Genomic DNA, 23,608 nt, shown 5'->3' with positions numbered 1-23,608 from the left:
GCACAGGCCGCAGATCACTCCACGCGGAACAGCCGCATGCTCGTCGGGGGGACATCCAGGTCGTCGCCGGGTGCGAAGACACCCTCGTGCGCGGACGGATTCTCATCGGCGCTGGACCACAGCGAGACGAAGCGGTCGGCCTCCTCGAGTTCGGGAAGGGTGACGGTCGTCGGGCGCTCGACACCGTGGATGACGAGGAGGACCCGGTTGAACGGTTCGTTCTCGGGGGTCGAGGCGGCGACGTACTGGAGCGTCCGGTGGCCGGGGTCGGTCCACCGGTCGGGCGACATGGTCTGACCATTCTCGTCGTACCACTGCATCACCGAGGCCGAGGGGATCCGCTCGCCCAGACGGGCGAATCGGATGGGACGCAGGGCGGGGTTCTCTCGACGCAGCCGGGTGAGGGCTTGCACATGGGCGAGAAGATCCTGCTGCCAGGGCGCGTGCTCCCACGACAACCAGGTCAGCGGCGAATCGTGGCAGTAGGCGTTGTTGTTGCCCCGCTGGGTGCGACCGAACTCGTCGCCCGCCGTCAGCATCGGGATCCCTGCCGACAGCAGCAGGGTGCCGAGGAGGTTGCGCATCGCGCGGCGGCGGGTGGCGAGGATCGCCTGGTCGTCGGTGCGCCCCTCCGCTCCGTGGTTGAACGAGCGATTCGTGTCGGCACCGTCGCGATTCTGCTCTCCGTTGCCGAGGTTGTGCTTGACGTCGTACGACACCAGGTCGCGGAGGGTGAAGCCGTCGTGCGCGGTGACGAAGTTGACGCTCGCGAGGGGTCCGCGTTCCTCGCTGAAGGTGTTGGACGATCCGGCCAGGCGCGTGGCGAAACCGCCGATGCCGACCGGCGACGTCGAGGCCCGTCGGGCGTAGTCGATGTCGCTCAGCCAGAAGTTGCGGACCCGGTCGCGGTAGCGATCGTTCCACTCGTGCCAGCCGGGTGCGAAGTTCCCCGTCTGCCAGCCGCCCATACCGACGTCCCAGGGCTCGACGATCTTCTTCACATCCGCCAGCGCCGGATCGTCGACGATGGCCTGGAGGAGCGGATGATCCGGGGTGAAGGCGTGCCCGGCATCACGTCCGAGGGTCACCGCCAGATCGAAGCGGAAGCCGTCGATCTGCACCTCCCGTGCCCAATACCGGAGGGAATCGAGAACCAGCCGCGCCGCGGCGTCGGTCGCCGTGTTGACGCTGTTTCCACACCCGGTGACGTCGATGTAGGTGCCGTCGTCCTGCTGCCGGTAGTACGACCGGTTGTCGATGCCGCGCAGACTCGAGCGGGGGCCGCCGATTCCTTCTTCGGCGGTGTGGTTGTAGACGACGTCGAGAAGCACCTCGATGCCGGCCTCGTGCAACAGGCGCACCATTCCCTTCACTTCGCGGAGCACCGCTTCGGGGCCCTGCCGCTGGGCCTCCAGAGTGGCGTAGGCGGCATGCGGGCTGAAGAAGTTGACGGTGTTGTAGCCCCAGTAGTTCGAAAGTCCGTGCTGCAGCAGGCGCGGCTCGGAGGCGAAGGCATGGATCGGGAGGAGCTCGACACTGGTCACCCCCAGGCTCAGCAGGTGCTCGATCATCGCGGGGTGGGCGAGTCCCGCATATGTGCCGTGGAGGGCGGCGGGGATCCCCGGGTGACGCTTCGTGAGGCCCTTGACATGTCCCTCGTAGATGACGGTGCGATCCAGCGGGACGCCGGGCTTGGGCACACCGCCCCAGTCGAACCCGCCGTCGATGACGACGCAGCGCCAGTCCTCCAGGCCGCTTCCGACGACTCCGCGCGCATAGGGATCGGTGAGAAGCGCCGCGCTGTTGAAGACGCTGCCGGGGCCGGAGGGGCCGTCTACGCGGAGCGCGTACCGGGCGCCCGGGTGCAGCAGCGGGGTGGTCACCGCCCAGACACCACCGCCTTCCGGGACGAGCGAAGCGGTTGCGACGATCCAGTCGATGTCATCGCGGTCGAAGAGGACGAGCTCGATGGCTTCGGCGTGGGCGGACCAGACCCGAAGGGTGCCTCCGGCGGGGCCCTGCCTGACGCCCAGGTCGTCGAGGTGCGGGCTCAGCAGTGAGGCGGAGGGGGAGGTGGGGGCGAGGGGGTCGGTGCTGACCATGCGAACTACGATAGTGAGCGCGTGTATCCCGGAGATGACGGCTCGTCCTGACGGGGAGGAAGGTGCTCGGCGATGACGGCGTACCTCGATCACGCGGCGACGAGCCCCCTGCGCCCCGAAGCCCGCGAGGCGTGGATCCGCGCCCACGAGGTCGTCGGCAATCCCTCGTCGATCCACGGCGCCGGTCAGTCCGCGCGTCGCCTCCTCGAGGACGCCCGGGAGCGCCTGGCGGTTCTGCTCGGCGCCGATCCCATCGAGATCGTGTTCACGTCGGGAGGGACCGAGGCGGTCAATCTCGCTCTGAAGGGGTTGTGGTGGGCCCGGTCGGCCGGGGCGGAGGCCATCGTGCTTCCCGACGGCGAGCACCACGCGACCCTGGACGTCGTCGAATGGCTGTCGCGCTTCGCGGGAGCACAGGCGCGGTCCGTGCCGCTCGATGAGATCGGGCGCATCGGGGTGGCGGAGTTCGCCGCCGCCGCGAGAGGGGCGGCTGTGGCGACGGCGCTTGCGGCCAACAACGAGATCGGCACGGTCAACGACATCCCCGCTCTCGCCGCCGCTGCCTCCGCGGCGGGCATCCCGTTCCACGTGGACGCCATCGCCGCCCTCGGGCGCGTGCCGGTCTCCTTCCGCGACTGGCGCGGGTCGGCGACCGGATCCGCCGGCCTGGTGGCCCTCAGCGTCGCCGCGCACAAGGTGGGGGGCCCGGTCGGCGTGGGCGCCCTGGTGGTCTCGCGCCACGCGCGCATCGAGCCTCTCCTCCACGGCGGCGGGCAGCAGCGCGGACTCCGGGCCGGTACCCAGGACGTCGCCGGCAGCGTCGCGTTCGCGGCCGCGCTGGATGCCGCCGAGGCCGAGCGCGAGCGGGAGCAGGAGCGTCTGGGCGGACTGTCGGACCGTCTGATCCGCGGCATCCGGGAGACGGTGACCGGCGCCGAGGTCCTCGGCCCGCCCGCGCACGGATCGACGCCGCGTCTCGCGGGCAATGTCCACGTGCTGTTCCCGGGGGCCGCGGGGGAGACGCTGCTGTTCCTCCTGGATCAGGCGGGGATCGCGGTGTCGACCGGGTCGGCCTGCCAGGCGGGGGTCGCCGAGCCGTCCCACGTCGTCCTCGCGCTGGGCCGGACCCCGGCCGAGGCGCGACAGGTGCTGCGATTCTCGCTGGGGCGGACGAGTACGCCGTCGGACGTCGACGCGGTGCTCCGGCATCTGCCGGAGGCCGTCCGACGCGCGCGTGCGGCATCCGGACTCCGTCCAGCGACCCCTTCGTAGACTGGACGGATGCGAGTACTGGCGGCGATGAGCGGCGGCGTGGATTCGGCCGTCGCGGCGGCCCGCATGGTCGATGCGGGTCACGACGTCGTCGGCGTGCACCTGGCGCTTTCGCGGGCGGGGGGCACTCTGCGCACCGGCAGCCGGGGATGCTGCACCATCGAGGATGCGATGGATGCGCGTCGCGCCGCGGATCTGCTCGGGTTCCCGTTCTACGTGTGGGACTTCTCCGAACGCTTCCGGGACGACGTGATCGAGGACTTCGTGACCGAGTACCGGGCCGGTCGCACCCCGAACCCGTGCATGCGGTGCAACGAGCGCATCAAGTTCGCCGCACTGCTCGAGCGGGCCGTCGAGCTCGGGTTCGACGCGGTGTGCACGGGGCACTACGCGCGCATCGTGGACACCGCCGCCGGGCGCGAGCTGCACCGGGCCTCGGATGCCGCCAAGGATCAGTCCTACGTGCTCGGAGTCCTCACTCCCGACCAGCTCGCGCATTCGCTCTTCCCCCTGGGAGACACCCCGTCCAAGGCCGTGGTGCGGGCCGAGGCGGAGCGCCGCGGTTTGACCGTGGCGAACAAGCCCGACAGCTACGACATCTGCTTCATCCCCGACGGCGACACCCGCGGCTGGCTCGCCGAGCGCGTCGGTGCGACCCCCGGCGACATCGTCGACCGCGCCGGCGACGTCGTCGGCCGGCACGACGGCGCCCACGCCTACACGGTCGGGCAGCGCCGTGGACTGGCGCTCGGTGTCCCGGCTGCAGACGGCAAGCCCCGCTTCGTCCTCGAGGTCCGGCCCGTCTCCAACACCGTCGTGATCGGTCCGAAAGAGGCGCTGGCCACCGCGCGCATCGCCGGCGATCGGTTCAGCTGGACCACCCAGCCGCCGGCGGTCGGACTGTTCTCGTGCCACGTCCAGATCCGCGCCCACGCCGAGCCTGTGCCGGCGGAGGGACGGTTCGACGGCAGTGAGATCGAGATCACCCCGGACCAGCCGTTCGATGGCGTCGCCCCCGGACAGACCGCCGTCCTCTACGAGGGCACCCGGGTCATCGGGCAGTTCACCATCGCGCGTACGGTGTCGGCGGCTCCCGTCGAGACGGTCGTCTCCTGAACGGGCTCCGCTGCGGTGTCGGAGGCACTGCCTAGACTGACGGCGTGACAGACGCGGTGAGAAGCTCGGCAGACCCCCTCCGTGTCGCTGAGGATCAGGTGTCGATGACGCCGGCGGCGGCACGGGCGCGGGCCGACGAGCTGACCGATCGCATCCTCCGCGCGCGCGACGCCTACTACGGCGAGGAAGCCCAGATCGTCGACGATGCCACGTACGACGCATGGATGCACGAGTTGGAGCAGATCGAGCGGCTCCACCCCGAGCTCCAGGGTCAGGATTCCCCCACGCAGAGCGTCGGTGCAGCGTCGGCGACCCTCTTCGCGCCTGTCACCCACGCCGAACGCATGCTGAGTCTGGACAATGTGTTCAGCGAAGAGGAGTTCCTCGCCTGGACGACGCGCGTCGAGCGCGACGCCGCACGCGGTGTCCGCTACCTCTGCGAGCTGAAGATCGATGGTCTCGCGCTGTCGCTCCGGTACGAACGGGGCCGACTCACCACCGCAGCGACCCGGGGCGACGGACGTGTCGGCGAGGATGTCACCGAGAACGTGCGCCGCATCGGCACGATTCCGGCCGTGCTCGCCGGCAGCGGGCATCCAGACCTCGTCGAGGTGCGCGGCGAGGTGTTCTTCACCGTCGCCGACTTCACCGCGCTCAACGCGTTCCAGCAGGCGCAGGGCGATCGCCTCTTCGCCAACCCCCGCAATGCGGCATCGGGATCGCTGCGCCAGAAGGCCGAGGGGAAGTCCGAACGACAGCTGCGGGCCATGACGGAGCGACTGAGCCGACTGCGGATGACGGTTCACGGCATCGGTGCGTGGGCCGACCCGCCGGTGGCCGCGCAGAGCGAGGTCTACCGCCTGCTGGAGGGCTGGGGGCTCCCCGTGAGCCGGTACTTCCGGGTGGCCGACGATGCCGGGGAGGCCGCCGAGTTCATCCGGCACTACGGCGAACACCGCCACGACGTGGAACACGAGATCGACGGGGTCGTGGTCAAGGTCGACGACCTCGCGCTCCACGACGAGCTGGGTGCCACCAGCCGCGCACCGCGCTGGGCCATCGCATACAAGTACCCTCCCGAACAGGTGAACACCACGCTGCTCGACATCGTGGTGTCGGTCGGCCGCACCGGTCGTGCGACGCCCTTCGCCGTGATGGCGCCGGCACAGGTCGCCGGCTCGGTCGTTCGCCAGGCGACGCTGCACAACCAGGACGTCGTGAAGGCGAAGGGCGTGCTGATCGGTGACACCGTCGTGCTCCGCAAGGCGGGGGACGTCATCCCCGAGGTGCTCGGCCCGGTCGTGGAGCTGCGCGACGGCAGCGAGCGGGAGTTCGTCATGCCGCACCGGTGCCCCGAATGCGGTTCGCCGCTCGCCCCCGCCAAGGAGGGCGACATCGATCTGCGCTGCCCGAACGCACGATCCTGCCCCGCGCAGGTGAGGGGACGTGTCGAGCACATCGGGTCACGGGGAGCCCTCGATATCGAGGGGCTGGGGGAGGTGTCGGCGGCCGCGCTGACGCAGCCCGTCCGCCCCGAGATCCCCCCGCTGGTCACCGAGGCCGGTCTGTTCGATCTCACCGCCGCCGATCTCTTCCCGATCGACGTCGTGGTGCGCGATGCCGAGACGGGGCTGCCGCGTCTCCTGGAGGACGGCACGGCGGACACCCGCTCACCCTTCCGCCGTCAGCGCAAGAAGTCCGACCCGCCCTTCGACCCCGACGGCGAGTTCGACGGCGACGCCGTCCACATCGTCTCGCGAGCAGCCCAGGAGCTCCTGGCCAATCTGGAACGCGCCAAGACCAAGGAGCTGTGGCGGTTTCTCGTCGCCCTCAGCATCCGCCACGTCGGTCCCGTCGCGGCGCGCGCCCTGGCGCAGTGGTTCGGTTCGATACGCGCGATCCGGGACGCGTCGCGCGACGACCTCGCCGCCGTCGACGGCGTCGGCGGGATCATCGCCGATGCGGTGACGGAATGGTTCGCCGTCGACTGGCATCGCGAGATCGTCGAGCGGTGGGAGGCGGCCGGTGCGCAGCTGGCGACCCCGGGTCATCCTGGTCCGGGGGCCGCAGCCATCGCCGGCGGCGTCCTCGACGGTGTCACCGTCGTCGCCACCGGAACCCTCGAGGGCTACACCCGGGAGGGCGCCCAAGAGGCGATCCTGCGCGCCGGGGGGAAGGCGGCGTCGTCGGTGTCGAAGAAGACCGACTTCGTTGCGGCCGGCCCAGGGGCCGGGTCGAAGCTGGCGAAGGCGGAAGAGCTCGGCCTTCGGGTCATCGACGCCGCGCAGTTCCACCTGCTCGTGACCGAAGGACCCTCCGCCCTCGCGGACGTGGACGACTCCTCGTCGTGATCAGTCGGCGTCTGCCCGGCCCGCATTCATCGTCTCGAGAAGCCGCGCCCGCACCTGACGTCGCTGCACCTTGCCGATCAGCGAACGCGGCAGCTCCTCGACGACGAGCACCCGGCGCGGCACTTTGTATGCCGTGAGGATCCCGCGCGCGAAGCCTCTGACCTCCTCCGGATCCAGCGGATCGGTGCCCGACACGACGACCGCGGCGACGACATCCTCGCCCGAGTGAGTCGAGGGGAGACCGACCACTGCTGCGTCGCTCACCCGGGGATGCTGGCGCAGGGCGTTCTCGACTTCAGTGGGCGCCACGTTGAAACCACCCGTGATGATGAGCTCTTTGATCCGGTCGACGATCCTGACGAAGCCCTCGTCGTCGATCGTGACGATGTCACCGGTGCGGAACCAGCCGTCGACGAACACCTGCTCGGTCTCCTCCGGACGCCCGTGGTAGCCGTCGAACACCTGCGGTCCCCGCACGACGAGCTCCCCGGGCGCGCCCTGCGGCACATCGGTGCGAGGGTCATCGGGATCCACCACCCGGCACTCGGTGCCCGGCAGAGGAAGGCCGACGCTCCCGGGCTTGCGGTGGGTCGCCACGGGGTTGGCCATGAGGACCGGAGAACACTCGCTGAGTCCGTAGCCTTCGACGAGGTAGCCACCGCTGGCCCGCTCGAAGGGCACGACCAGTTCGTGGGGGAGGGCCATCGCGCCCGAGATGGCGACCTGCGTCCCCTCCAGAGAAACCCCGGCGGCCTCGGCGGATGCGAGCAGCCGTTCGGCGATGGGGGGAACGAGGGGGAGGAAGGTCGCGGGCCGCTTCTTCGTCACCGCCAGCACGAGGTCGGGATCGAAGCGGGGGAACAGAACGAGCCGGGCGGCCATCGACATGGCGAAGGTGAGGCACAGCGTGAGACCGTACGCGTGGAACATCGGGAGGACGGCGTACACGACGCATCCCTCTCCGCGCCTGATCTCCGGCACCCAGGAGCGGGCCTGCGCGGCGTTGGCGAGAAGGTTGCGGTGGGTCAGTCGCACGCCCTTGGGCGAGCCGGTCGTGCCGCTGGTGTACTGCAGGATCGCGAGATCGTCGGTGTCGGGACCTGCGTGCTCGGGGGCGAGCGGGCCGTCGGCGGTCAGGTCCTCCCACCGTTGCACCGACGCCGCGCGCCGAGCGAGCGGGGAGTCCAGTGCCATCCGCGCCTCACGGGCTCGCGCGACCGGAAGTCGCAGGGCGACGCGGGTGCGCCACGGCATGGCGCGACGGATCTCGACCGACACCAGGGTCTGAATCCCGAGATCGTCGGGGAACGCGCGAACGGTGTCGACGACCTTGCTCCAGACGATCGCGTGACGGGCTCCGTGATCCTGGAACTGGGTGCGCAGCTCCCGCGCGGTGTAGAGCGGGTTGTGTTCCACGACCACCGCACCGAGCCGGAGGACGGCGTAGAAGGCGACGATGTGCTGCGGACAGTTCGGCAGCACGATCGCCACCGCATCGCCCGCTTTCACCCCGCGCCGTCGCAATCCTTCGGCGGCGGCGATGATCTGCGCGTGAAGCTGGCGGTAGGTCGTCTCTCGTCCGAAGAACTCCAGCGCCGGCGCATCGGGATTCTCACGCGCCGCGGTGTCGATGATGTCGACGAGCGACCCCGTTACCTCGGGGAGGTCCGAGGGAACCCCCTCGGCGTAGCTGGCGATCCACGGACGGGGCGGGTCGTACGTCGTCACGCCCGACACTCTACGACGCTGCGCAGGCACCTCCCGTCGCCCGGCACGGACCGGAGGCCGACGGAGCGAGCACCTAAACTGTTCGCGTGTCTGAAATCACACCCGACCTCGTTCGCCATCTCGGCGTGCTCGCCCGCATCCAGCTGAGCGAAGGGGAAGTGGCGCGCCTCACCGGCCAGCTCGACGTCATCGTCGACAACATCGCGAAGGTGTCCGAGGTCGCGACCGCCGATGTGGTGGCCACCAGCCACCCCATTCCCCTGCAGAACGTGTTCCGTGAGGATGTCCCCGCCGATGTCCTGACCGTCGAGCAGGTGCTGCAGAACGCCCCCGAAGCCGCCGACAATCGCTTCCGGGTCACCGCCATCCTGGGGGAGGAGCAGTGAGCGCGGCCGGCGAGATCATCCGTCTCACCGCCGCCGACCTCGCGTCGCGGTTGAGGAGCGGCGAGATGTCCAGTGTCGAGGCGACCGGTGCGCACCTCGACCGCATCCGCGAGGTCGACGGGGATGTCCACGCCTTCCTCCACGTCAACGACCGTGCCCTCGAGGTGGCCGAGGACATCGATCGACGACGAGCCGCAGGCGAGGAGCTCGGTCCGCTGGCGGGTGTGCCCCTGGCGATCAAGGACGTCCTGGTCACAACCGACATGCCCTCGACCAGCGGGTCACGGATCCTCGAGGGGTACATGTCGCCCTACGACGCCACCGTGGTCGCCCGTGCCCGTGCCGCCGGGATGGTGCCGCTCGGCAAGACGAACATGGACGAGTTCGCGATGGGCTCCTCCACGGAGCACTCCGCGTACGGACCCACGCGCAACCCTTGGGATCTCGACCGGATTCCCGGTGGTTCCGGTGGTGGCTCGGCCGCCGCGGTCGCCGCGTTCGAGGCGCCTCTGGCGCTCGGATCCGATACCGGCGGCTCCATTCGCCAGCCCGCGCACGTCACGGGGACCGTGGGCATGAAGCCCACCTACGGCGGGGTATCGCGGTACGGCGCCATCGCGCTCGCATCGAGCCTCGACCAGGTCGGCCCGGTAACGCGGACGGTTCTCGACGCCGGACTGCTTCACGACGTCATCGGCGGCCACGACCCGCACGATGCCACGTCGCTCGAGCAGACCTGGCCGTCTTTCGCCGCCGCGGCACGCGACGGCGCATCGGGGGAGGTCCTGCGCGGACTCCGGGTCGGCGTCATCTCCGAGCTTCCCGACAGCGGATTCCAGCCGGGCGTCTCTTCGCGCTTCCGAGAGACCCTCGACGCCATGGCGGCGCAGGGTGCCGAGATCGTCGAGGTCAGTGCCCCGCACTTCGAGTACGGGGTCGCGGCCTACTACCTCATCCTTCCTGCGGAGGCATCGAGCAACCTGGCCAAGTTCGACTCGGTCCGGTTCGGCATGCGTGTGATCCCCCATGTCGGGGCGACCGTCGAAGAGGTCATGGCGGCCACGCGCGAGGCCGGGTTCGGCGACGAGGTGAAGCGACGCGTCATCCTCGGCACGTATGCGCTGTCCGCGGGCTATTACGACGCGTACTACGGCAGCGCGCAGAAGGTCCGCACCCTCATCCAGTCGGACTTCGACGCCGCCTTCGCGCAGGTCGACGTGCTGGCCACTCCCTCGGCTCCCACGACGGCGTTCCGGCTCGGCGAGAAGCTCGACGATCCGCTGCAGATGTACCTCAACGACGTCACCACCATTCCGGCGAACCTTGCGGGTGTCCCCGGGATCTCGATCCCTGCGGGTCTTGCACCCGAGGACGGGCTGCCGGTGGGGATCCAGTTCCTGGCTCCCGCCCGTGAGGACGCGAGGCTGTATCGGGTCGGGGCTGCGGTCGAGGCGCTACTGGTCGATGAATGGGGTGGTCCCCTGCTGGACCGCATGCCGCTGCGGGGAGGGGTCGCCTGATGGGTCGCGACAAGCTGATGGACTTCGACGAAGCCCTGGAGCGTTTCGAGCCTGTGCTCGGGTTCGAGGTGCACGTCGAACTGAACACCCGCACGAAGATGTTCTCAGGCGCACCCAACCCCGCGAACAGCACCAACCACGATGCGGCGCCGAACACGCTGGTCGCCCCGGTCGACATGGGGCTTCCCGGCGCTCTGCCCGTCGTCAACGAGGAGGCCGTACGCGCCTCGATCAGTCTCGGGCTCGCCCTCGGATGCCAGATCGCACCATCGAGCAGATTCGCGCGGAAGAACTACTTCTACCCCGACCTCGGCAAGAACTATCAGATCTCTCAGTATGACGAGCCGATCGCGTTCGAGGGTTCTGTCGAGGTCGAGCTGGAGGACGGGACGGTCGTGACCGTTCCGATCGAGCGCGCCCACATGGAGGAGGATGCCGGCAAGCTCACGCACGTCGGCGGATCGACCGGCCGCATCCAGGGGGCGGAGTACTCCCTCGTCGACTACAACCGTGCCGGCGTGCCCCTGGTGGAGATCGTCACGAAGCCGATCTTCGGAGCGGAGCACCGAGCGCCCGACATCGCCAAGGCCTATGTCCAGACCATCCGCGACATCGTGCTCGCGTTGGGCATCTCGGACGCGCGGATGGAGCGGGGGAACCTCCGCTGCGACGCCAATGTCTCGCTGCGTCCCCGTGGTCAGGAGAAGCTCGGAACGCGCACCGAGACGAAGAACGTCAACTCGATGCGGTCGGTCGAGCGGGCCGTCCGCTACGAGATCCAGCGTCAGGCGGCGATCCTCGCCGCAGGCGGGACGATCACACAGGAGACACGCCACTGGCACGAGGACACCGGCACGACCTCGCCGGGTCGGCCGAAGTCCGACGCGGACGACTACCGGTACTTCCCCGAGCCGGACCTGCTTCCCGTCGCCCCCGCGGAGTCGCTCATCGAGGAGCTGCGCGCGGCCCTGCCGGAGCAGCCCGTCGTGCGCCGCCGGCGTCTGAGGTCGGACTGGGGTTTCGCGGACATCGAGTTCCGGGGAGTGGTCAATGCCGGCCTCTTGAGCGAAGTCGAGGCCACCGTCGCAGCCGGCGCGACGCCTGCCGCCGCCCGCAAGTGGTGGATGAGCGAGATCAGCCGTATCGCCAATGCCGATGGCCGAGAGCCGGGAGCGCTCGTCACCCCCGCGCAGGTCGCCGAGCTCCAGCGGCTGGTCGACGAGGGGACGCTCACCGACAAGCTGGCGCGCCAGGTGCTCGAGGGTGTGATCGCCGGAGAGGGAGACCCGGCGCACGTCGTGACCTCGCGGGGCCTCGCGGTCGTCTCGGACGACACCGCGTTGATCGCCGCGATCGACGAGGCGCTGGCTGCGCAGCCGGACGTGCTGGCCAAGATCCGCGACGGCAAGGTCCAGGCCGCCGGAGCGGTGATCGGTGCGGTCATGAAGGCGATGCGAGGACAGGCGGATGCCGCGCGCGTGCGTGAGCTGATCCTCGAGCGCGCGTCTCAGTGACCGGATGTCGGCGGCTTCGCCGACAATGGACGCATGGGTCGCGGTGACGGCAGCGGCCGGCTCGTCTCACCGGAGGGTGCAGATGACACGGGGGCCGGCATCCTCCACGTCGACATGGATGCGTTCTACGCCTCCGTCGAGGTGCTGGATGACCCGACCCTGCGTGGCAAGCCGCTGATCATCGGGGCCCCTGAGAGCCGCTCCGTCGTTTCCAGCGCTTCCTACGAGGCGCGGCGCTTCGGCGTGCGCTCGGCGATGCCGGTCTCGCAGGCGCTCCGACTCTGCCCTGCCGCGTTGGTGATCCCCCCGCGGTTCCCGCGTTACCTCGAGCTTTCGGCCGCGGTCATGGCGCTCTTCCACGAGATCACGCCTCTGGTCGAGCCCCTGTCCATCGACGAAGCCTTCTTGGATGTGCGCGGGGTGCGGCGACTGTGGGGGAGTCCGGGCGATGTCGCCCGCCTCCTGCGTGCGCGGGTGCGCGACGAGGTCGGACTTCCCTGCTCCGTGGGCGCCGCAGCCACCAAGCATGTGGCGAAGATGGCGTCCACGCTGAGCAAACCGGACGGTCTCCTCATCGTTCCCGAAGCAGCGACGACCCGTTTTCTCGCCGGTCGCAGGGTGAGTGAGCTGTGGGGCGTCGGCCCCAAGGCGACCGACGCGCTGGCGGCGCGCGGCATCCGCACGGTCGCCGACATCATCGACTCTCCTCCGGCGATGATCGATCGCGTGCTCGGTGCTGCGCTCGGTGCTCGCGTCCGCCAGCTGGCCCAGGGTGTCGACCCACGTGAGGTCGAGACGACACGGGTCGAGAAGAGCGTCGGACATGAAGAGACCTTCGCCGACGACATCGACGACCCTGGTGTCCTGCGGGTCGAGCTGCGCCGCCTTGCCGATCGCGTCGGCGCGCGTCTGAGGGAATCCGGCTGGGAAGCCGGGACGGTGTCGATCAAGGTGCGCTTCGCCGACTTCAGCACCGTGACGCGTGCGCAGGCCCTGCCGGAGACGACGGCGGTCGGGCAGCGCATCGGGGCGGCTGCCATCGACCTGTTCGACGCTCTCGATCGACGCGGCCCGATTCGGCTGCTCGGCGTCCGGGCCGAGAAGCTCCGACCCTCCGCGACCGCAGTGCCGACGCTGTGGGACGATGACGACGACTGGCGGCGGGTCGAGGGGGTCCTCGACGGCGCTGCCGCGAAGTTCGGACGTGGAAGCATCACCCGTGCGACGCTTCTTGACGGTCACGTCAAGGATCGGCGCAAGACTGGGCAATGAAGGTGGCGCCGAGTAGCGTGGGGGCATGCCCAACATCGCACTCGACCTCGGCAAGCAGTCCGCGGACTTCGGCGTCACATCCGTCTACGGCGAGCAGCAGGACGTCGACGGTGTCCGCCTGGTCCCGGTCGCCCTCACCTGGACCGCCTTCGGGGGTGGATCCGACGAAGCCGGAAACGGCGGAGGTGGTGGCGGCGGCTACGCGATTCCGCTCGGTGCCTACATCCGTCGCGGTGACGACCTGCGATTCGAGCCGAACGTCGTTTCGCTCCTGGCGGTCGGGATCCCCTTCGTCTGGGTGGCCGGTCGCGCGCTCAGCCGTGTCATCCGCGCGCTCAAGAAGTGAGTCCGACCCGGTCGGGCGGGCACTGACGGCAGCGGTCGAGCACACGCGCGACGCCGTCCTCTCCGTCGCCGCAGCGAACCCGGTGATCCTGATCGACGGCCGCAGCGGCGCGGGGAAGACCTCCCTCGCGCGAGAGCTCATCGCCGCGTGGCCTCTTCGCGGGCGGGTCCAATCCGTTGCGCTCGACGCGCTCTATCCCGGCTGGGACGGGCTGGCGGAGGGGGTGCGGACGGCGCAGGAGGCGATACTCCGGCCGCACGCGCGAGGTCTCATCGGTGTCTGGCAACGCTGGGACTGGGAGCGGGGGGAGTACGCCGAGGCCCATGCCGTCGACCCGTCGCTGCCGCTCATCGTCGAGGGATCGGGGCTGTTGACTGCGGGCACCGCGCCGCTCGCCGACATCCGCATCTGGCTCGAATCCCCCGCGCGAGCTCGCAGAGACCGCGCCCTCTCGCGCGACGGTGACACGTACCGGCCCCATTGGGACAGGTGGGCCCGACAAGAGGAGCGGCACCTGGTTGAGGACGGGCCGGCTCAGCTGGCCACCCACGTCTTCGCGATCCCCTGAGCTTTCAGCGCTCGGCGGTCTCCGCGTTCTCGATGGCCCGGATCAGGCCTTCCAGGCGATAGCCCAACCAGTCGTACACGCCGAACCGCGGATCGCCGTCATCGTGCTGATCTTCGTCGGTGATGCCGAGCCGGGACGCGATGACGAGTCTCACGGCAGCGAGGGTTCGCATCCATGCCTGCACGGTGTCGGGGTCCAGAACGAGATCGACCTCTTCCCAGCCCTCGGCCCCCGCCGTGGTGACGGATGCGAGTGTCGCCGCCGGAGACAGACTGATTTTCACGAGCTGTGCATCCCTGTGCCGACGGTGAAGGAGGTCTCGTTCGGTGACGTCGCGGAACTCTCGAGCCGCCTCGGGATCGTCGGTGTACGCATCGGGGACGAGCCGGAGCACGGCGGGGTCGCCCTCCGAGGGGTCGCTGACGAGCTCGGCGAACTGGTCGACCAGATCACCGAGATGGGTCGCCTCCAGGCGCATGATCTGCAGAACGAGAGGGACGGTGTTCACGCGGCGGGAGCCCTTCTCACGGTCGCCCACAGGCCGTAGTCGTGCATCGCCTGGGTGTGCAATTCCATCTGCTCCCGCGCCCCCTCGGCCACGACGGCATGACCCACGTGGTGGACGGCGAGCATGAGCCGCTCGGCCGTGGCCGCGGGAAATCCGAAGTACTCGCGAAAGACATGGGTGACGTAGCTCATCAGGTTGACAGGATCATTCCAGACCACCGTCTGCCACGGACCAGTCGTCCTCTCCTCGATCAGCTGGTCGAGGCGCTCCTGAGTCTGCGTCGTCGACGCCATCACGCCCACCCGAGCTCGTGCAGCTTGTCGTCGTCGATGCCGTAGAAATGGGCGATCTCATGGACGAGGGTGGTGTGCACCTCATGTCGCAGAGCCTGCTCGTCAGCGCATGCGGCGAGGTGGGGTTCGCGGTACAGCACGATGCGGTCGGGCAGTTCTCCCATGCCGTACCGATCACGCTCGGTCAACGCCCAACCCTCGTACAGGCCGAGCAACTCCTGTGCGGGATCCTCAGGCCGGTCCTCGACCACGAAGACGACGTTGTCGAGACCGTCGACCATGTCGTCGGGGAGGAGATCGAGCTCTTCGATCACGAGACGCTCGAAAGCATCCGCATCCATCTCGAGCATGACTCCACGATACGGGCCCAGAAGGCCTGCGAGATTGGGGTGGCTGACGGGACTTGAACCCGCGGCCCCCTGGACCACAACCAGGTGCTCTACCGACTGAGCTACAGCCACCGCGGTCCCGCATCGGCGGGACAACCCAACGATTCTCTCATACACCGGGGGAGAACGCCGACACCACGGATGCGGCCGCCGCACGGGCTCCGTCGCTGGTCGGTCCAGGTTCGGGCACGAAGACCGCCTGCCGGTAGTAGGCCAACTCGGTGATCGACTCGCGGATGTCAGCGAGCGCGCGATGGCCGCCGTTCTTCGCCGGTGCGTGGATGTAGGCACGGGGATACCAGCGACGCGAGAGCTCCTTGATGCTGGAGACGTCGACGTTGCGATAGTGCAGCCATCGATCGACACGCGGCATGTACTTCGCCAGGAACATCCTGTCCGTTCCGATGGTGTTGCCGGCCAACGGGGCTTTGCCCTCCTGCGGGGCGAAGCGCTGAATGTACTCCAACGCCTGGAACTCCGCGTCGGCAACCGTGACACCGCCGGGGATCTCCTGCAGAAGGCCCGAGGTCTCGTGCATGGTGCGCACGAAATCGCTCATGTTCTCCATCGCGGAGGCGTCCGGCTTGATGACGACCTGGAATCCCGGATCCAACGGTCGCAGCTCGAAGTCCGTGACCACGATCGCGATCTCGACGAGCTCGTCGACCGCGAGGTCGAGGCCGGTCATCTCGCAGTCGATCCACACGAGCCGGTCATTCTCCGAAGCACCCACCATGGGCCCATCCTAATGACGGGCGCACACCCCGCTCCGATTCGCGGACAGTCGGTCCCCCAGGCACGATTCGAACGTGCGACCGGCGGATTAGAAGGCCGCTGCTCTATCCACTGAGCTACTGGGGGTCGCCAGACAAGGGTAGCGGCCAACAAGGGAGGGCCGGAATCGCTCCCGACCTCTGGCGGCGGGCCGGGCGGAGGCGTAGCGTCGGAGCATCGGAAGGAGTTCGACGATGAGCACAACCGACACGCACTCGACCCTCTGGGTGGCCTACGGGACGGGCGGGGTGGTGGGAAGCATCCGCAAGTCCGGCGATGGCTACACCGTGACGATGGCGGGCGCCGAAGAGACGGCCGGCACCTACCCGACCATGGACGTCGCCAAGAACGCCCTGCACGCCCGGATGCGGCCGGGGAGCGCCTGGCCGACCTTCGAGGAGCACTGAGTCCCGACGAACCGAGTCCCGACGACCGCGGACTGACCTCGCGCGCGTCGACTCCTGTTCACGCGTCGCGTGTGGCGTCGACAGCGGTCAGCGTCGTGTCGCGACCAGCGCCGCCGGTGGAGGACTCCGCGGAACCGCTTCTGCGGGCGGTGTCGAACATCGGCAGCGTGATGTGGACCAGCGGTCCGATCGCCACGGCGAACACCACGGTGCCGACGCCCACCGTCCCCCCGAGCAGCCAGCCGATCAGCAGCACGCTGAGTTCGACGCCGCCCCGACACGCCCAGACGGGCCAGCCGAATCGTGCGTGCATGCCGGTCATGAGACCGTCGCGCGGGCCCGGCCCGAAGCGGGCGCCGATGTACAAGCCGCACCCGACCGCCACGATGAGGATGCCGCCGACGAGCAGGGCGGCCTGCGCCACGATGTGGTTCGGCGCGGCCGGGATGAGACCGAGCACGACCTGCATGCTCGTGCCGACGAGCAGGATGTTGGCGACGGTCCCGACTCCCGGCCGTTGGCGCAGCGGGATCCACAGGAGAAGAACGCCGAGTCCGACGAGATTGGTCACCCACCCGATCCCGAGCCCGGATTGGCGGGAGAGTCCCTCGGCGAACACGGTCCACGGGTCGACACCCAGACCCGCCTCGATCGTGAGTGCGCATCCGGCGCCGTACAGGACGAGGCCGGTGAGGAGTCGGAACACGCGATTGATCACCCTGTCATCTCAGCATCTCATTGGACTGCAGCAAACATGCCAATCGAACTAAAGTGGATGGATGGATTCCCGCATCTCGGCGCGCTCCCTTTCCCACGCTCTCGGGGGATGGCGCACACGAGAACCCACCTACGAGGCGTTGGCCGACGGCATCCGACTCCTGTGCTTGGACAACCGACTGGCGCCGCGCACATCTCTGCCCGCCGAGCGGGAACTGGCCGGGGTTCTGGGCCTGAGCCGCAGCACGGTCGCCGCCGCCTACCGGAGCCTGCGCGACACCGGTCACATCCACAGCGTGCGCGGATCGGGCAGCATCACCCTCCCTCTTCTCAGGAGGGACCCCGGCATCACCTCCGATGTCCACCGCGATGACATCGATCTCCAGCAGGCGAGCCCGGCCGCGTGGCCGGGTCTGGCCGGTCTCATCGCCGAAACGGTGGTCGACGCGCCCACGATCGTCGCCCGCACCGGCTACGACATCGTCGGACGGCACGAGCTCCGACTGCGGGTAGCCGAGCAGTATGCCGCGCGGGGCCTTGCGACCTCCCCGGATGAGATCCTCATCACCACCGGTGCGCAGAGTGCGATTCATCTCCTCGCCCGCGCTCTGATCACGCGCGGCGACCGCGTGCTCGTCGAGACCCCCACCTATCCGCACGCGGCGGAGGCGCTGCGGCAGGCGGGTGGGCGACTGACCGCGGTTCCGGTCACCGTCCGGGAGGGATGGGACATCGAACGAGCGGCGCAGGTCTCACAACGGACGCTCCCGGTGGCGGCGTATCTGATGCCCGACTTCCACAATCCGACGGGTCGGTCGATGAGTGCGGCAGAGCGCGACGCCCTCGCACGCGGGGCCGAGCGCGCGGGGACCACGCTGATCCTCGACGAGACCACGGCCGATCTGGACATCGACCGAGGGCCTCTCGCCCGCGGCTTCGACCGGATCGATCCGAGTCTGGTGATCCGCATCGGTTCACTCGGCAAGACGGTCTGGGGCGGGCTCCGCGTCGGATGGATTCGTGCGGCACCGGGGTTGATCCGCCGTCTCGTCGCGCTGCGCAGTGCGCAGGATCTCGGAACGCCCGAGCTGGAGCAGGTCGTCGCGGCGGCTGTCCTGGACCGTTTCGGCGATGTGGTCGCTCAGCGCCGGCATATGTTGCGGGAGGGGAGGGACGTGATCATCGCCGCACTTCGCGAGCGGTTGCCGCGCTTCACCGTTCCCCAACCACGGGGCGGGGTCTCCCTGTGGATCGAAATGGATGCACCCCTCAGTGCGGCGCTCGTCATGGACGCTCGCCATCGTGGCCTGCTGCTCACGTCGGGACCCCGGTTCTCGGTCGACGGCGGACACGACCGATACCTCCGGGTGCCTTTCACCGCAGCTCCGGAAACGCTGATCCGGGCGGCGGACATCCTGGTCGAATCGTGGTCGACCGTCTCCCGGGCCGCGCCTCCGACGCTGCTGCGCGAAGAAGCGATGGTCTGAGGCCGTCACCGGGAGTAGTGGAGGCACGACACCGCGTCGTCCAAGGTCCAGAACCGCCCCAGTTCGAAGAAGCGCCGGATCCGCGTCGAGTAGCGGAGGGCGTGGAACGGCGGCACGTCCGCATCGCGGAAGGTCTGAATGTGACCGACGATGCGTCCGCCACGGTCGACGACCCGCCACATCCGCCCGCCGGCATCGACGAGCCGCAAGCCGAGATGCGACGTCGGTTCTGCGAGGGACCTCGCGCGGTCGGTGAGAGTGGTCATGACTACCTCCTGGATCGAAGATAACTACGGCCTCCGACATCGCACTCCTCTCCTGCACAACCCCGTCTGAGCGGCGTTTCTCCACCGATCGAAGGGGGGCTCGCCGCGGCCGTCTTCATCGTCGTCACCATGAAGTCGTGCCGGTGTCCGCCGGGCACCCGGGCACCGGCACAGCCGAACATCCACACGACGAAGGAGCATCATGACAGACACCATCACCCTCACCGGCAACATCGCGACGATCCCCGAGCACAAGAAGATCCTCGACGGGGTCGCCGTGACCTCGTTCCGCGTGGCGACCTCGAACCGGCGCCTGGACAGAGCGACGGGCCAGTGGGTCGACGGCGAGACCAGTTACTACACCGTCCAGTTGTTCCGGCAGCTGGCCGAACACGCCGTGCTCTCGCTCAGCCGCGGCGACCGCGTCATCGTGACCGGCCGGCTGAAGGTGCGGGAATGGGACAACGGAACGCGCAGGGGGACGACCGTCGAGCTGGAGGCCGACGCGATCGGGCACGACTTGAAGTTCGGCACGTCGCGTTTCACGCGTTCCACCGCGTCGCGACCCGCGGCCGACGCGGCCCCGGCGGATGGATGGGCCGCCCCCGGCGTTCCCGCCGAGGTGACCTCTGAGACGCCGACCGACGGGTGGGCGACGAGTACCCCGGGTTCCCGCGACGGCTCCTCCGAGGGCGACACCGACGGCCCCGGTTCCGGCGCCCCGATTCTGTCGGTGGCCGGGGAGACACCCTTCTGAGGTCGGGCGCGAGGAGCCGGTGAGGCCACGACGTAGACTCGGCGCGTGCCTCTGCGGAAACCGGACCACCACGCCGGCCGTCGTCGTCTGCGCCTTTCACCGCGGCACCAGGGTGTCGTGCTCGGCGCGGCCGTCGCGCTGCTGCTGACGGCGTGCACCCCGACGCCGACTCCCGGTCCCCCTGCGACTCCGACAGGTCCCGTCGCAGAAGCGACGCCGTCGGCCGCACCCACCCCGGTCGGCCCGAGCCTGCTCCCCGATGGGTCGGCGGAGGACAATCTGCCGTACTTCTCCCAGATCATCCAATCGGTGTGGAACAGCGACGGACGCGGCGCCGGCAGGGCGTACGTCGACGCGTTGGCGGCCGGCGGATTCGACAAGGGCGCGATGCAGGTCACCGCGGACACGTCCACCGTGGGCAACCCCGCCGAGAGCATTCAAGTATCGGTTCGATGGGGAGAGCAGTGCCTGATCGGCCAAGTGGGTGAGGCCACCGGCGAGCCGGTCGCGACCGTGCTCGGGGCGCTTCCAGACGGAGCGTGCCTTCTGGGCGAGACGCGCCCGATCGATTGGTGAGTGGCAGACCGACCCCCAGGGGCGGGTGATCGTGGGGCGGCAGAACCGACCGGCTAGGCTGGGACGCTGACGTCGGGACGCGAAGGGAAGCTGCGAACGGTATGGCTGAATACATCTACTCGATGGTCCGGGCACGCAAGGCGGTCGGCGACAAGCTGATCCTCGACGACGTCACGATGGCCTTCCTCCCGGGGGCGAAGATCGGAATGGTCGGCCCCAACGGGGCGGGGAAGTCCACGATCCTCAAGATCATGGCGGGTCTGGACACGCCCTCGAACGGCGAGGCCAAGCTCAGTCCCGGATTCTCCGTCGGGATCCTCATGCAGGAGCCCGAGCTGGACGAGTCCAAGACGGTGCTGGAGAACATCCAGGACGGAATCGCCATCAAGGCCAAGCTCGACCGGTTCAACGAGATCTCCGCTCTGATGGCCGATCCCGATGCCGACTTCGATGCTCTTCTGGCCGAGATGGGCACGTTGCAGGAGGAGATCGATGCCGCCGATGCCTGGGACCTCGACTCCCAGCTCGAGCAGGCCATGGACGCGCTCCGTACCCCGCCCGGAGAGGCCGCGATCGCGCCGCTGTCGGGGGGTGAGAAGCGTCGGGTCGCATTGACGAAGCTTCTGCTGCAGAAGCCCGATCTCCTGCTGTTGGATGAGCCCACCAACCACCTCGACGCCGAGAGTGTGCTCTGGCTGGAGCAGCACCTCCAGAAGTATCCCGGCGCCGTCATCGCCATCACCCACGATCGCTACTTCCTCGACAACGTGGCCGAGTGGATCGCCGAAGTCGACCGCGGTCGCCTCATCGGGTACGAGGGCAACTACTCGACCTACCTGGAGAAGAAGGGCGAGCGGCTGGAGGTGCAGGGCAAGAAGGACGCCAAACTCGCCAAGCGCCTCAAGGAGGAGCTGGAGTGGGTCCGCTCCAATGCCAAGGGCCGGCAGGCAAAGTCCAAAGCCCGCCTCGCGCGCTACGAGGAGATGGCGGCCGAGGCCGATCGCACCCGGAAGCTCGACTTCGAGGAGATCCAGATTCCGCCGGGACCGCGTCTGGGCGGCATCGTGATCGAGGCGAAGAACCTGCAGAAGCGTTTCGGTGATCGATCGCTCATCGACGGGCTGAGTTTCAGCCTCCCGCCCAACGGCATCGTCGGTGTCATCGGTCCCAACGGCGTCGGCAAGACCACCCTGTTCAAGACGATCGTCGGCTTGGAGCCGCTCGACGGCGGATCGCTGAAGATCGGCGAAACGGTCAAGATCAGCTACGTCGACCAGTCCCGCGCCAACATCGATCCCGAGAAGACGCTGTGGGAAGTCGTCTCCGACGGTCTGGACATCATCACGGTCGGCAAGACGGAGATCCCCTCCCGTGCGTACGTGTCGAAGTTCGGTTTCAAAGGGCCCGACCAGCAGAAGAAGGCCGGCGTGCTCTCCGGAGGCGAGCGGAACCGCCTGAATCTCGCGCTGACGCTGAAAGAGGGCGGCAACCTGCTCCTCCTCGACGAGCCGACCAACGACCTCGATGTCGAGACGCTCCAGTCGCTGGAGAACGCCCTGCTGGAATTCCCCGGTTGCGCCGTGGTCATCACCCACGACCGGTGGTTCCTCGACCGGATCGCCACCCACATCCTGGCGTACGAGGGCACCGAGGAGCACCCCGACAAGTGGTACTGGTTCGAGGGCAACTTCGATGCCTATGAGCAGAACAAGATCGATCGGCTCGGCCCCGACGCCGCGACCCCGCACCGCTCGGCCTACCGCAAGCTCACCCGTGACTGAACCCGTCGTCGCCACCGAGACGACACCGTTCGGCCTCCGGCTGCACATCCCGATCCCCCTGCGCTGGGGGGATCTCGACGCGTTCAACCACGTCAACAACACAGCGATGCTGAAGCTTCTCGAAGAGGCGCGTGTCCGAGCATTCTGGCTTCCCGATCCCGGCGAGACGGCCCCCGACACGGCGGTGCTGTCCTCCGGCATCTCCGCCGGTGTCCTCACGCTGATCGCTCGTCAGGAGATCGAGTACCTGGCGCCGGTGCCGTACCAGCGCCACCCTCTCGATGTGCAGATGTGGTTCGGCAGGCTGGGCGGCTCGAGCATCGAGGTCTGCTACGAGGTGTGCAGCCCCCGTGAGACCGCCGCGCCCGACGGAGCCCAGACGATCTATGCGCGCGCGACGACGGTCGTGGTCAAGGTCGACGCCCGTTCCGGCGCCCCGCTCCGGCTGAGCGCCGAGGAGCGGGCGGCGTGGGAGCCGTACGTCGGTCCGCCGCTCGTCTACGCGCACCGCCGCTAGACGACGCCGCGCGGGGAAGTCAGCCGTCCGTGTTCGGCACCCGAACCATGACCTCCTGAGCCACGCTCGCGACGAGCACGCCGTCGCGGGTGAAGATCCTGCCCTGCGCGAGGCCCCGGCCGCCGCGGGCGCTCGGCGATTCCTGCACGTACACGAGCCACTCGTCGACCCGTGCCGGACGATGCCACCACATCGCGTGATCGAGGCTCGCCACCTTCAGTCCCGGTGTCGCCCAGGCGACCCCGTGAGCTCGCAGGATCGATTCCTGAATGGTCAGGTCGCTGAGGTAGGCCAGGACGGCCCGGTGCAGGCCGGGTTCATCCGGCAGCGCGCGGCGGGTGCGCAGCCACACCGCCTGCCGGGGTGCCCACTCGCCTTCCACCCGCATGTAGATCGACGACGGCACGTGGCGAACGTCGACGGGGCGATCGGTGAAAAGCCGCTTGGACATCGGGTGCAGGCCGGTCAGCTGCTCCTCGATGTCGGGCAGATCCTCCGGAGCGGGAAGGTCGTCGGGGAGGCCCGTCTGGTGTTCGAGCCCGGGATCGTCGTCCTGGAAGGACGCGATCGCGGAGAAGATCGGTACTCCCGATTGGAAGGCCTGTGTGCGTCGCGTGGAGAAGGATCTGCCGTCGTGGATGCGGTCCACCGAGAAGGTGATCCCCTGACCTGCGTCGCCGGGACGGAGGAAGTAGCCGTGCATCGAATGGACCGTCCGGCCTTCGGGGATGGTGCGCTCGGCGGCGACGAGCGACTGCGCCAGCACCTGACCGCCGTAGACGCGGCCGAGCGGCATCCGCTGCGACACCCCGGTGAAGATGTCTTCCGTGGTCCGAGCTGAGGAGTCCTCGAGATCGAGAACGGCGAGCATGGACGCAACGGGGTCGGCGTCGGATCCGCCGTGTCCCGGATCCGGGTGCGCCGGGTGTTCGGGCTCGGTCACGCGCCTGTTCCTCCTGTC

At 68.9% G+C, this 23,608-nt stretch carries 24 protein-coding genes and 2 tRNA genes; 15 read left to right on the top strand and 11 right to left on the bottom strand.

Annotated elements, in window-relative coordinates:
* Positions 1-14: 14 nt before the first annotated feature.
* Complete coding sequence (gene glgX / locus V6S02_RS07315; RefSeq protein WP_336400361.1) at positions 15-2,102, bottom strand: glycogen debranching protein GlgX; 2,088 nt, start codon at positions 2,100-2,102, stop codon at positions 15-17.
* A 72-nt stretch (positions 2,103-2,174) separates the two neighbouring features.
* On the opposite strand from glgX, the gene V6S02_RS07310 reads away from it, so the two are divergent.
* The 3 genes from V6S02_RS07310 to ligA all read left to right on the top strand — a co-directional run bounded on the left by V6S02_RS07310 (position 2,175) and on the right by ligA (position 6,841).
* Positions 2,175-3,374: a cysteine desulfurase family protein gene (locus V6S02_RS07310; RefSeq protein WP_336400360.1), complete on the top strand. Its 1,200-nt coding sequence runs from the start codon at positions 2,175-2,177 to the stop codon at positions 3,372-3,374.
* Between the two features lie 9 nt (positions 3,375-3,383).
* Positions 3,384-4,490 carry a tRNA 2-thiouridine(34) synthase MnmA gene (gene mnmA, locus V6S02_RS07305; RefSeq protein WP_336400359.1) on the top strand — a complete coding sequence of 369 codons (1,107 nt, stop codon included), beginning with the start codon at positions 3,384-3,386 and terminating at the stop codon, positions 4,488-4,490.
* Positions 4,491-4,594: 104 nt separating this feature from the next.
* Positions 4,595-6,841: an NAD-dependent DNA ligase LigA gene (ligA, locus tag V6S02_RS07300; protein WP_336400794.1), complete on the top strand. Its 2,247-nt coding sequence runs from the start codon at positions 4,595-4,597 to the stop codon at positions 6,839-6,841.
* Here ligA and V6S02_RS07295 read toward each other — a convergent pair whose 3' ends face one another.
* Positions 6,842-8,569: a long-chain-fatty-acid--CoA ligase gene (locus V6S02_RS07295; RefSeq protein ID WP_336400358.1), complete on the bottom strand. Its 1,728-nt coding sequence runs from the start codon at positions 8,567-8,569 to the stop codon at positions 6,842-6,844.
* Positions 8,570-8,655: 86 nt separating this feature from the next.
* Between V6S02_RS07295 and gatC the strand changes: the two genes are divergently transcribed.
* From gatC to V6S02_RS07265, 6 genes are read left to right on the top strand one after another with little or no spacing between them, the layout of a single operon-like run.
* On the top strand, positions 8,656-8,955 hold the full coding sequence (gatC, locus tag V6S02_RS07290; protein WP_124293389.1) for an Asp-tRNA(Asn)/Glu-tRNA(Gln) amidotransferase subunit GatC: 300 nt from the start codon (positions 8,656-8,658) through the stop codon (positions 8,953-8,955).
* Positions 8,952-10,475 (top strand): Asp-tRNA(Asn)/Glu-tRNA(Gln) amidotransferase subunit GatA, encoded by a 1,524-nt coding sequence (gatA, locus tag V6S02_RS07285; protein WP_336400357.1) that lies wholly within the window; start codon positions 8,952-8,954, stop codon positions 10,473-10,475. Before gatC ends, gatA begins: the two co-directional genes overlap by 4 nt.
* Positions 10,475-11,989 (top strand): Asp-tRNA(Asn)/Glu-tRNA(Gln) amidotransferase subunit GatB, encoded by a 1,515-nt coding sequence (gene gatB / locus V6S02_RS07280; protein ID WP_336400356.1) that lies wholly within the window; start codon positions 10,475-10,477, stop codon positions 11,987-11,989. The genes gatA and gatB overlap by 1 nt, the downstream gene beginning before the upstream one ends.
* Positions 11,990-12,022: 33 nt before the next feature.
* Positions 12,023-13,261, top strand: a complete 1,239-nt coding sequence (gene dinB / locus V6S02_RS07275) for a DNA polymerase IV (protein ID WP_336400355.1) — start codon at positions 12,023-12,025, stop codon at positions 13,259-13,261.
* A 25-nt stretch (positions 13,262-13,286) separates the two neighbouring features.
* Complete coding sequence (locus V6S02_RS07270; protein ID WP_124293385.1) at positions 13,287-13,607, top strand: hypothetical protein; 321 nt, start codon at positions 13,287-13,289, stop codon at positions 13,605-13,607.
* Positions 13,582-14,175: a hypothetical protein gene (locus V6S02_RS07265; RefSeq protein ID WP_124293384.1), complete on the top strand. Its 594-nt coding sequence runs from the start codon at positions 13,582-13,584 to the stop codon at positions 14,173-14,175. Before V6S02_RS07270 ends, V6S02_RS07265 begins: the two co-directional genes overlap by 26 nt.
* A 4-nt stretch (positions 14,176-14,179) precedes the next feature.
* Here the strand turns inward: V6S02_RS07265 and V6S02_RS07260 are convergent, their stop codons facing one another.
* From V6S02_RS07260 to V6S02_RS07235, 6 genes are all read right to left on the bottom strand, one after another.
* The gene (locus V6S02_RS07260; protein WP_336400354.1) at positions 14,180-14,683 is read right to left on the bottom strand and encodes a DUF2017 family protein; all 504 of its coding nucleotides are present in this window, start codon (positions 14,681-14,683) and stop codon (positions 14,180-14,182) included.
* Positions 14,680-14,976 (bottom strand): ATP-dependent Clp protease adapter ClpS, encoded by a 297-nt coding sequence (gene clpS / locus V6S02_RS07255; RefSeq protein ID WP_336400353.1) that lies wholly within the window; start codon positions 14,974-14,976, stop codon positions 14,680-14,682. The genes V6S02_RS07260 and clpS overlap by 4 nt, the downstream gene beginning before the upstream one ends.
* Positions 14,976-15,326: a metallopeptidase family protein gene (locus V6S02_RS07250; protein WP_124293382.1), complete on the bottom strand. Its 351-nt coding sequence runs from the start codon at positions 15,324-15,326 to the stop codon at positions 14,976-14,978. Before V6S02_RS07250 ends, clpS begins: the two co-directional genes overlap by 1 nt.
* Before the next feature lie 35 nt (positions 15,327-15,361).
* Positions 15,362-15,437: transfer RNA gene (locus V6S02_RS07245), tRNA-His, on the bottom strand.
* Positions 15,438-15,474: 37 nt separating this feature from the next.
* Positions 15,475-16,101, bottom strand: coding sequence for an oligoribonuclease (gene orn, locus V6S02_RS07240; protein WP_124293381.1), 627 nt, complete (start codon positions 16,099-16,101; stop codon positions 15,475-15,477).
* Positions 16,102-16,153: 52 nt separating this feature from the next.
* Positions 16,154-16,226 (bottom strand) — tRNA-Arg (locus tag V6S02_RS07235).
* Positions 16,227-16,333: 107 nt separating this feature from the next.
* Here V6S02_RS07235 and V6S02_RS07230 point away from each other — a divergent pair.
* Positions 16,334-16,546, top strand: a complete 213-nt coding sequence (locus V6S02_RS07230; protein WP_124293380.1) for a methyltransferase — start codon at positions 16,334-16,336, stop codon at positions 16,544-16,546.
* A 58-nt stretch (positions 16,547-16,604) separates the two neighbouring features.
* On the opposite strand, the gene yczE is transcribed toward V6S02_RS07230, so the two are convergent.
* Entirely contained in the window at positions 16,605-17,264 is a 660-nt protein-coding gene (gene yczE, locus V6S02_RS07225; RefSeq protein ID WP_336400352.1) for a membrane protein YczE, read from the bottom strand.
* Between the two features lie 61 nt (positions 17,265-17,325).
* Here yczE and yczR point away from each other — a divergent pair, with 61 nt between their 5' ends.
* Complete coding sequence (gene yczR, locus V6S02_RS07220) at positions 17,326-18,750, top strand: MocR-like transcription factor YczR (protein WP_336400351.1); 1,425 nt, start codon at positions 17,326-17,328, stop codon at positions 18,748-18,750.
* Positions 18,751-18,755: 5 nt separating this feature from the next.
* Here yczR and V6S02_RS07215 read toward each other — a convergent pair whose 3' ends face one another.
* A complete protein-coding gene (locus tag V6S02_RS07215) occupies positions 18,756-19,016 on the bottom strand; it encodes a hypothetical protein (RefSeq protein WP_336400350.1) in 261 nt (86 codons plus the stop codon).
* Between the two features lie 202 nt (positions 19,017-19,218).
* Between V6S02_RS07215 and ssb the strand changes: the two genes are divergently transcribed.
* The 4 genes from ssb (at position 19,219) to V6S02_RS07195 (ending at position 22,647) form a co-directional block, all read left to right on the top strand.
* Positions 19,219-19,773, top strand: coding sequence for a single-stranded DNA-binding protein (ssb, locus tag V6S02_RS07210; protein WP_336400349.1), 555 nt, complete (start codon positions 19,219-19,221; stop codon positions 19,771-19,773).
* Between the two features lie 45 nt (positions 19,774-19,818).
* Positions 19,819-20,349 (top strand): DUF6993 domain-containing protein, encoded by a 531-nt coding sequence (locus V6S02_RS07205; protein WP_336400348.1) that lies wholly within the window; start codon positions 19,819-19,821, stop codon positions 20,347-20,349.
* Positions 20,350-20,450: 101 nt separating this feature from the next.
* Entirely contained in the window at positions 20,451-22,130 is a 1,680-nt protein-coding gene (ettA, locus tag V6S02_RS07200) for an energy-dependent translational throttle protein EttA (protein WP_124293375.1), read from the top strand.
* A complete protein-coding gene (locus tag V6S02_RS07195; protein ID WP_336400347.1) occupies positions 22,123-22,647 on the top strand; it encodes an acyl-CoA thioesterase in 525 nt (174 codons plus the stop codon). Before ettA ends, V6S02_RS07195 begins: the two co-directional genes overlap by 8 nt.
* Before the next feature lie 19 nt (positions 22,648-22,666).
* Here V6S02_RS07195 and V6S02_RS07190 read toward each other — a convergent pair whose 3' ends face one another.
* Positions 22,667-23,518 (bottom strand): acyl-CoA thioesterase, encoded by an 852-nt coding sequence (locus V6S02_RS07190; RefSeq protein ID WP_124294470.1) that lies wholly within the window; start codon positions 23,516-23,518, stop codon positions 22,667-22,669.
* Positions 23,519-23,608: the final 90 nt, after the last annotated feature.

The sequence above is a fragment of the Microbacterium sp. CCNWLW134 genome (assembly GCF_037083565.1).
Lineage (GTDB): Bacteria > Actinomycetota > Actinomycetes > Actinomycetales > Microbacteriaceae > Microbacterium.
This window is presented reverse-complemented; position numbering and strand designations above follow the sequence as displayed.

Bases quoted from the DNA above. Each gene is read 5' to 3' on its own strand.
- V6S02_RS07250 (WP_124293382.1), bottom strand. From the start codon at position 15,326: ATGCTCGAGATGGATGCGGATGCTTTCGAGCGTCTCGTGATCGAAGAG.
- V6S02_RS07215 (WP_336400350.1), bottom strand. From the start codon at position 19,016: ATGACCACTCTCACCGACCGCGCGAGGTCCCTCGCAGAACCGACGTCG.
- V6S02_RS07190 (WP_124294470.1), bottom strand. From the start codon at position 23,518: ATGCTCGCCGTTCTCGATCTCGAGGACTCCTCAGCTCGGACCACGGAA.
- mnmA (WP_336400359.1), top strand. From the start codon at position 3,384: ATGCGAGTACTGGCGGCGATGAGCGGCGGCGTGGATTCGGCCGTCGCG.
- clpS (WP_336400353.1), bottom strand. From the start codon at position 14,976: ATGGCGTCGACGACGCAGACTCAGGAGCGCCTCGACCAGCTGATCGAG.
- V6S02_RS07310 (WP_336400360.1), top strand. From the start codon at position 2,175: ATGACGGCGTACCTCGATCACGCGGCGACGAGCCCCCTGCGCCCCGAA.
- yczR (WP_336400351.1), top strand. From the start codon at position 17,326: ATGGATTCCCGCATCTCGGCGCGCTCCCTTTCCCACGCTCTCGGGGGA.
- ettA (WP_124293375.1), top strand. From the start codon at position 20,451: ATGGCTGAATACATCTACTCGATGGTCCGGGCACGCAAGGCGGTCGGC.
- V6S02_RS07270 (WP_124293385.1), top strand. From the start codon at position 13,287: ATGCCCAACATCGCACTCGACCTCGGCAAGCAGTCCGCGGACTTCGGC.
- dinB (WP_336400355.1), top strand. From the start codon at position 12,023: ATGGGTCGCGGTGACGGCAGCGGCCGGCTCGTCTCACCGGAGGGTGCA.
- ssb (WP_336400349.1), top strand. From the start codon at position 19,219: ATGACAGACACCATCACCCTCACCGGCAACATCGCGACGATCCCCGAG.
- glgX (WP_336400361.1), bottom strand. From the start codon at position 2,102: ATGGTCAGCACCGACCCCCTCGCCCCCACCTCCCCCTCCGCCTCACTG.
- ligA (WP_336400794.1), top strand. From the start codon at position 4,595: ATGACGCCGGCGGCGGCACGGGCGCGGGCCGACGAGCTGACCGATCGC.
- orn (WP_124293381.1), bottom strand. From the start codon at position 16,101: ATGGTGGGTGCTTCGGAGAATGACCGGCTCGTGTGGATCGACTGCGAG.
- gatB (WP_336400356.1), top strand. From the start codon at position 10,475: ATGGGTCGCGACAAGCTGATGGACTTCGACGAAGCCCTGGAGCGTTTC.
- V6S02_RS07230 (WP_124293380.1), top strand. From the start codon at position 16,334: ATGAGCACAACCGACACGCACTCGACCCTCTGGGTGGCCTACGGGACG.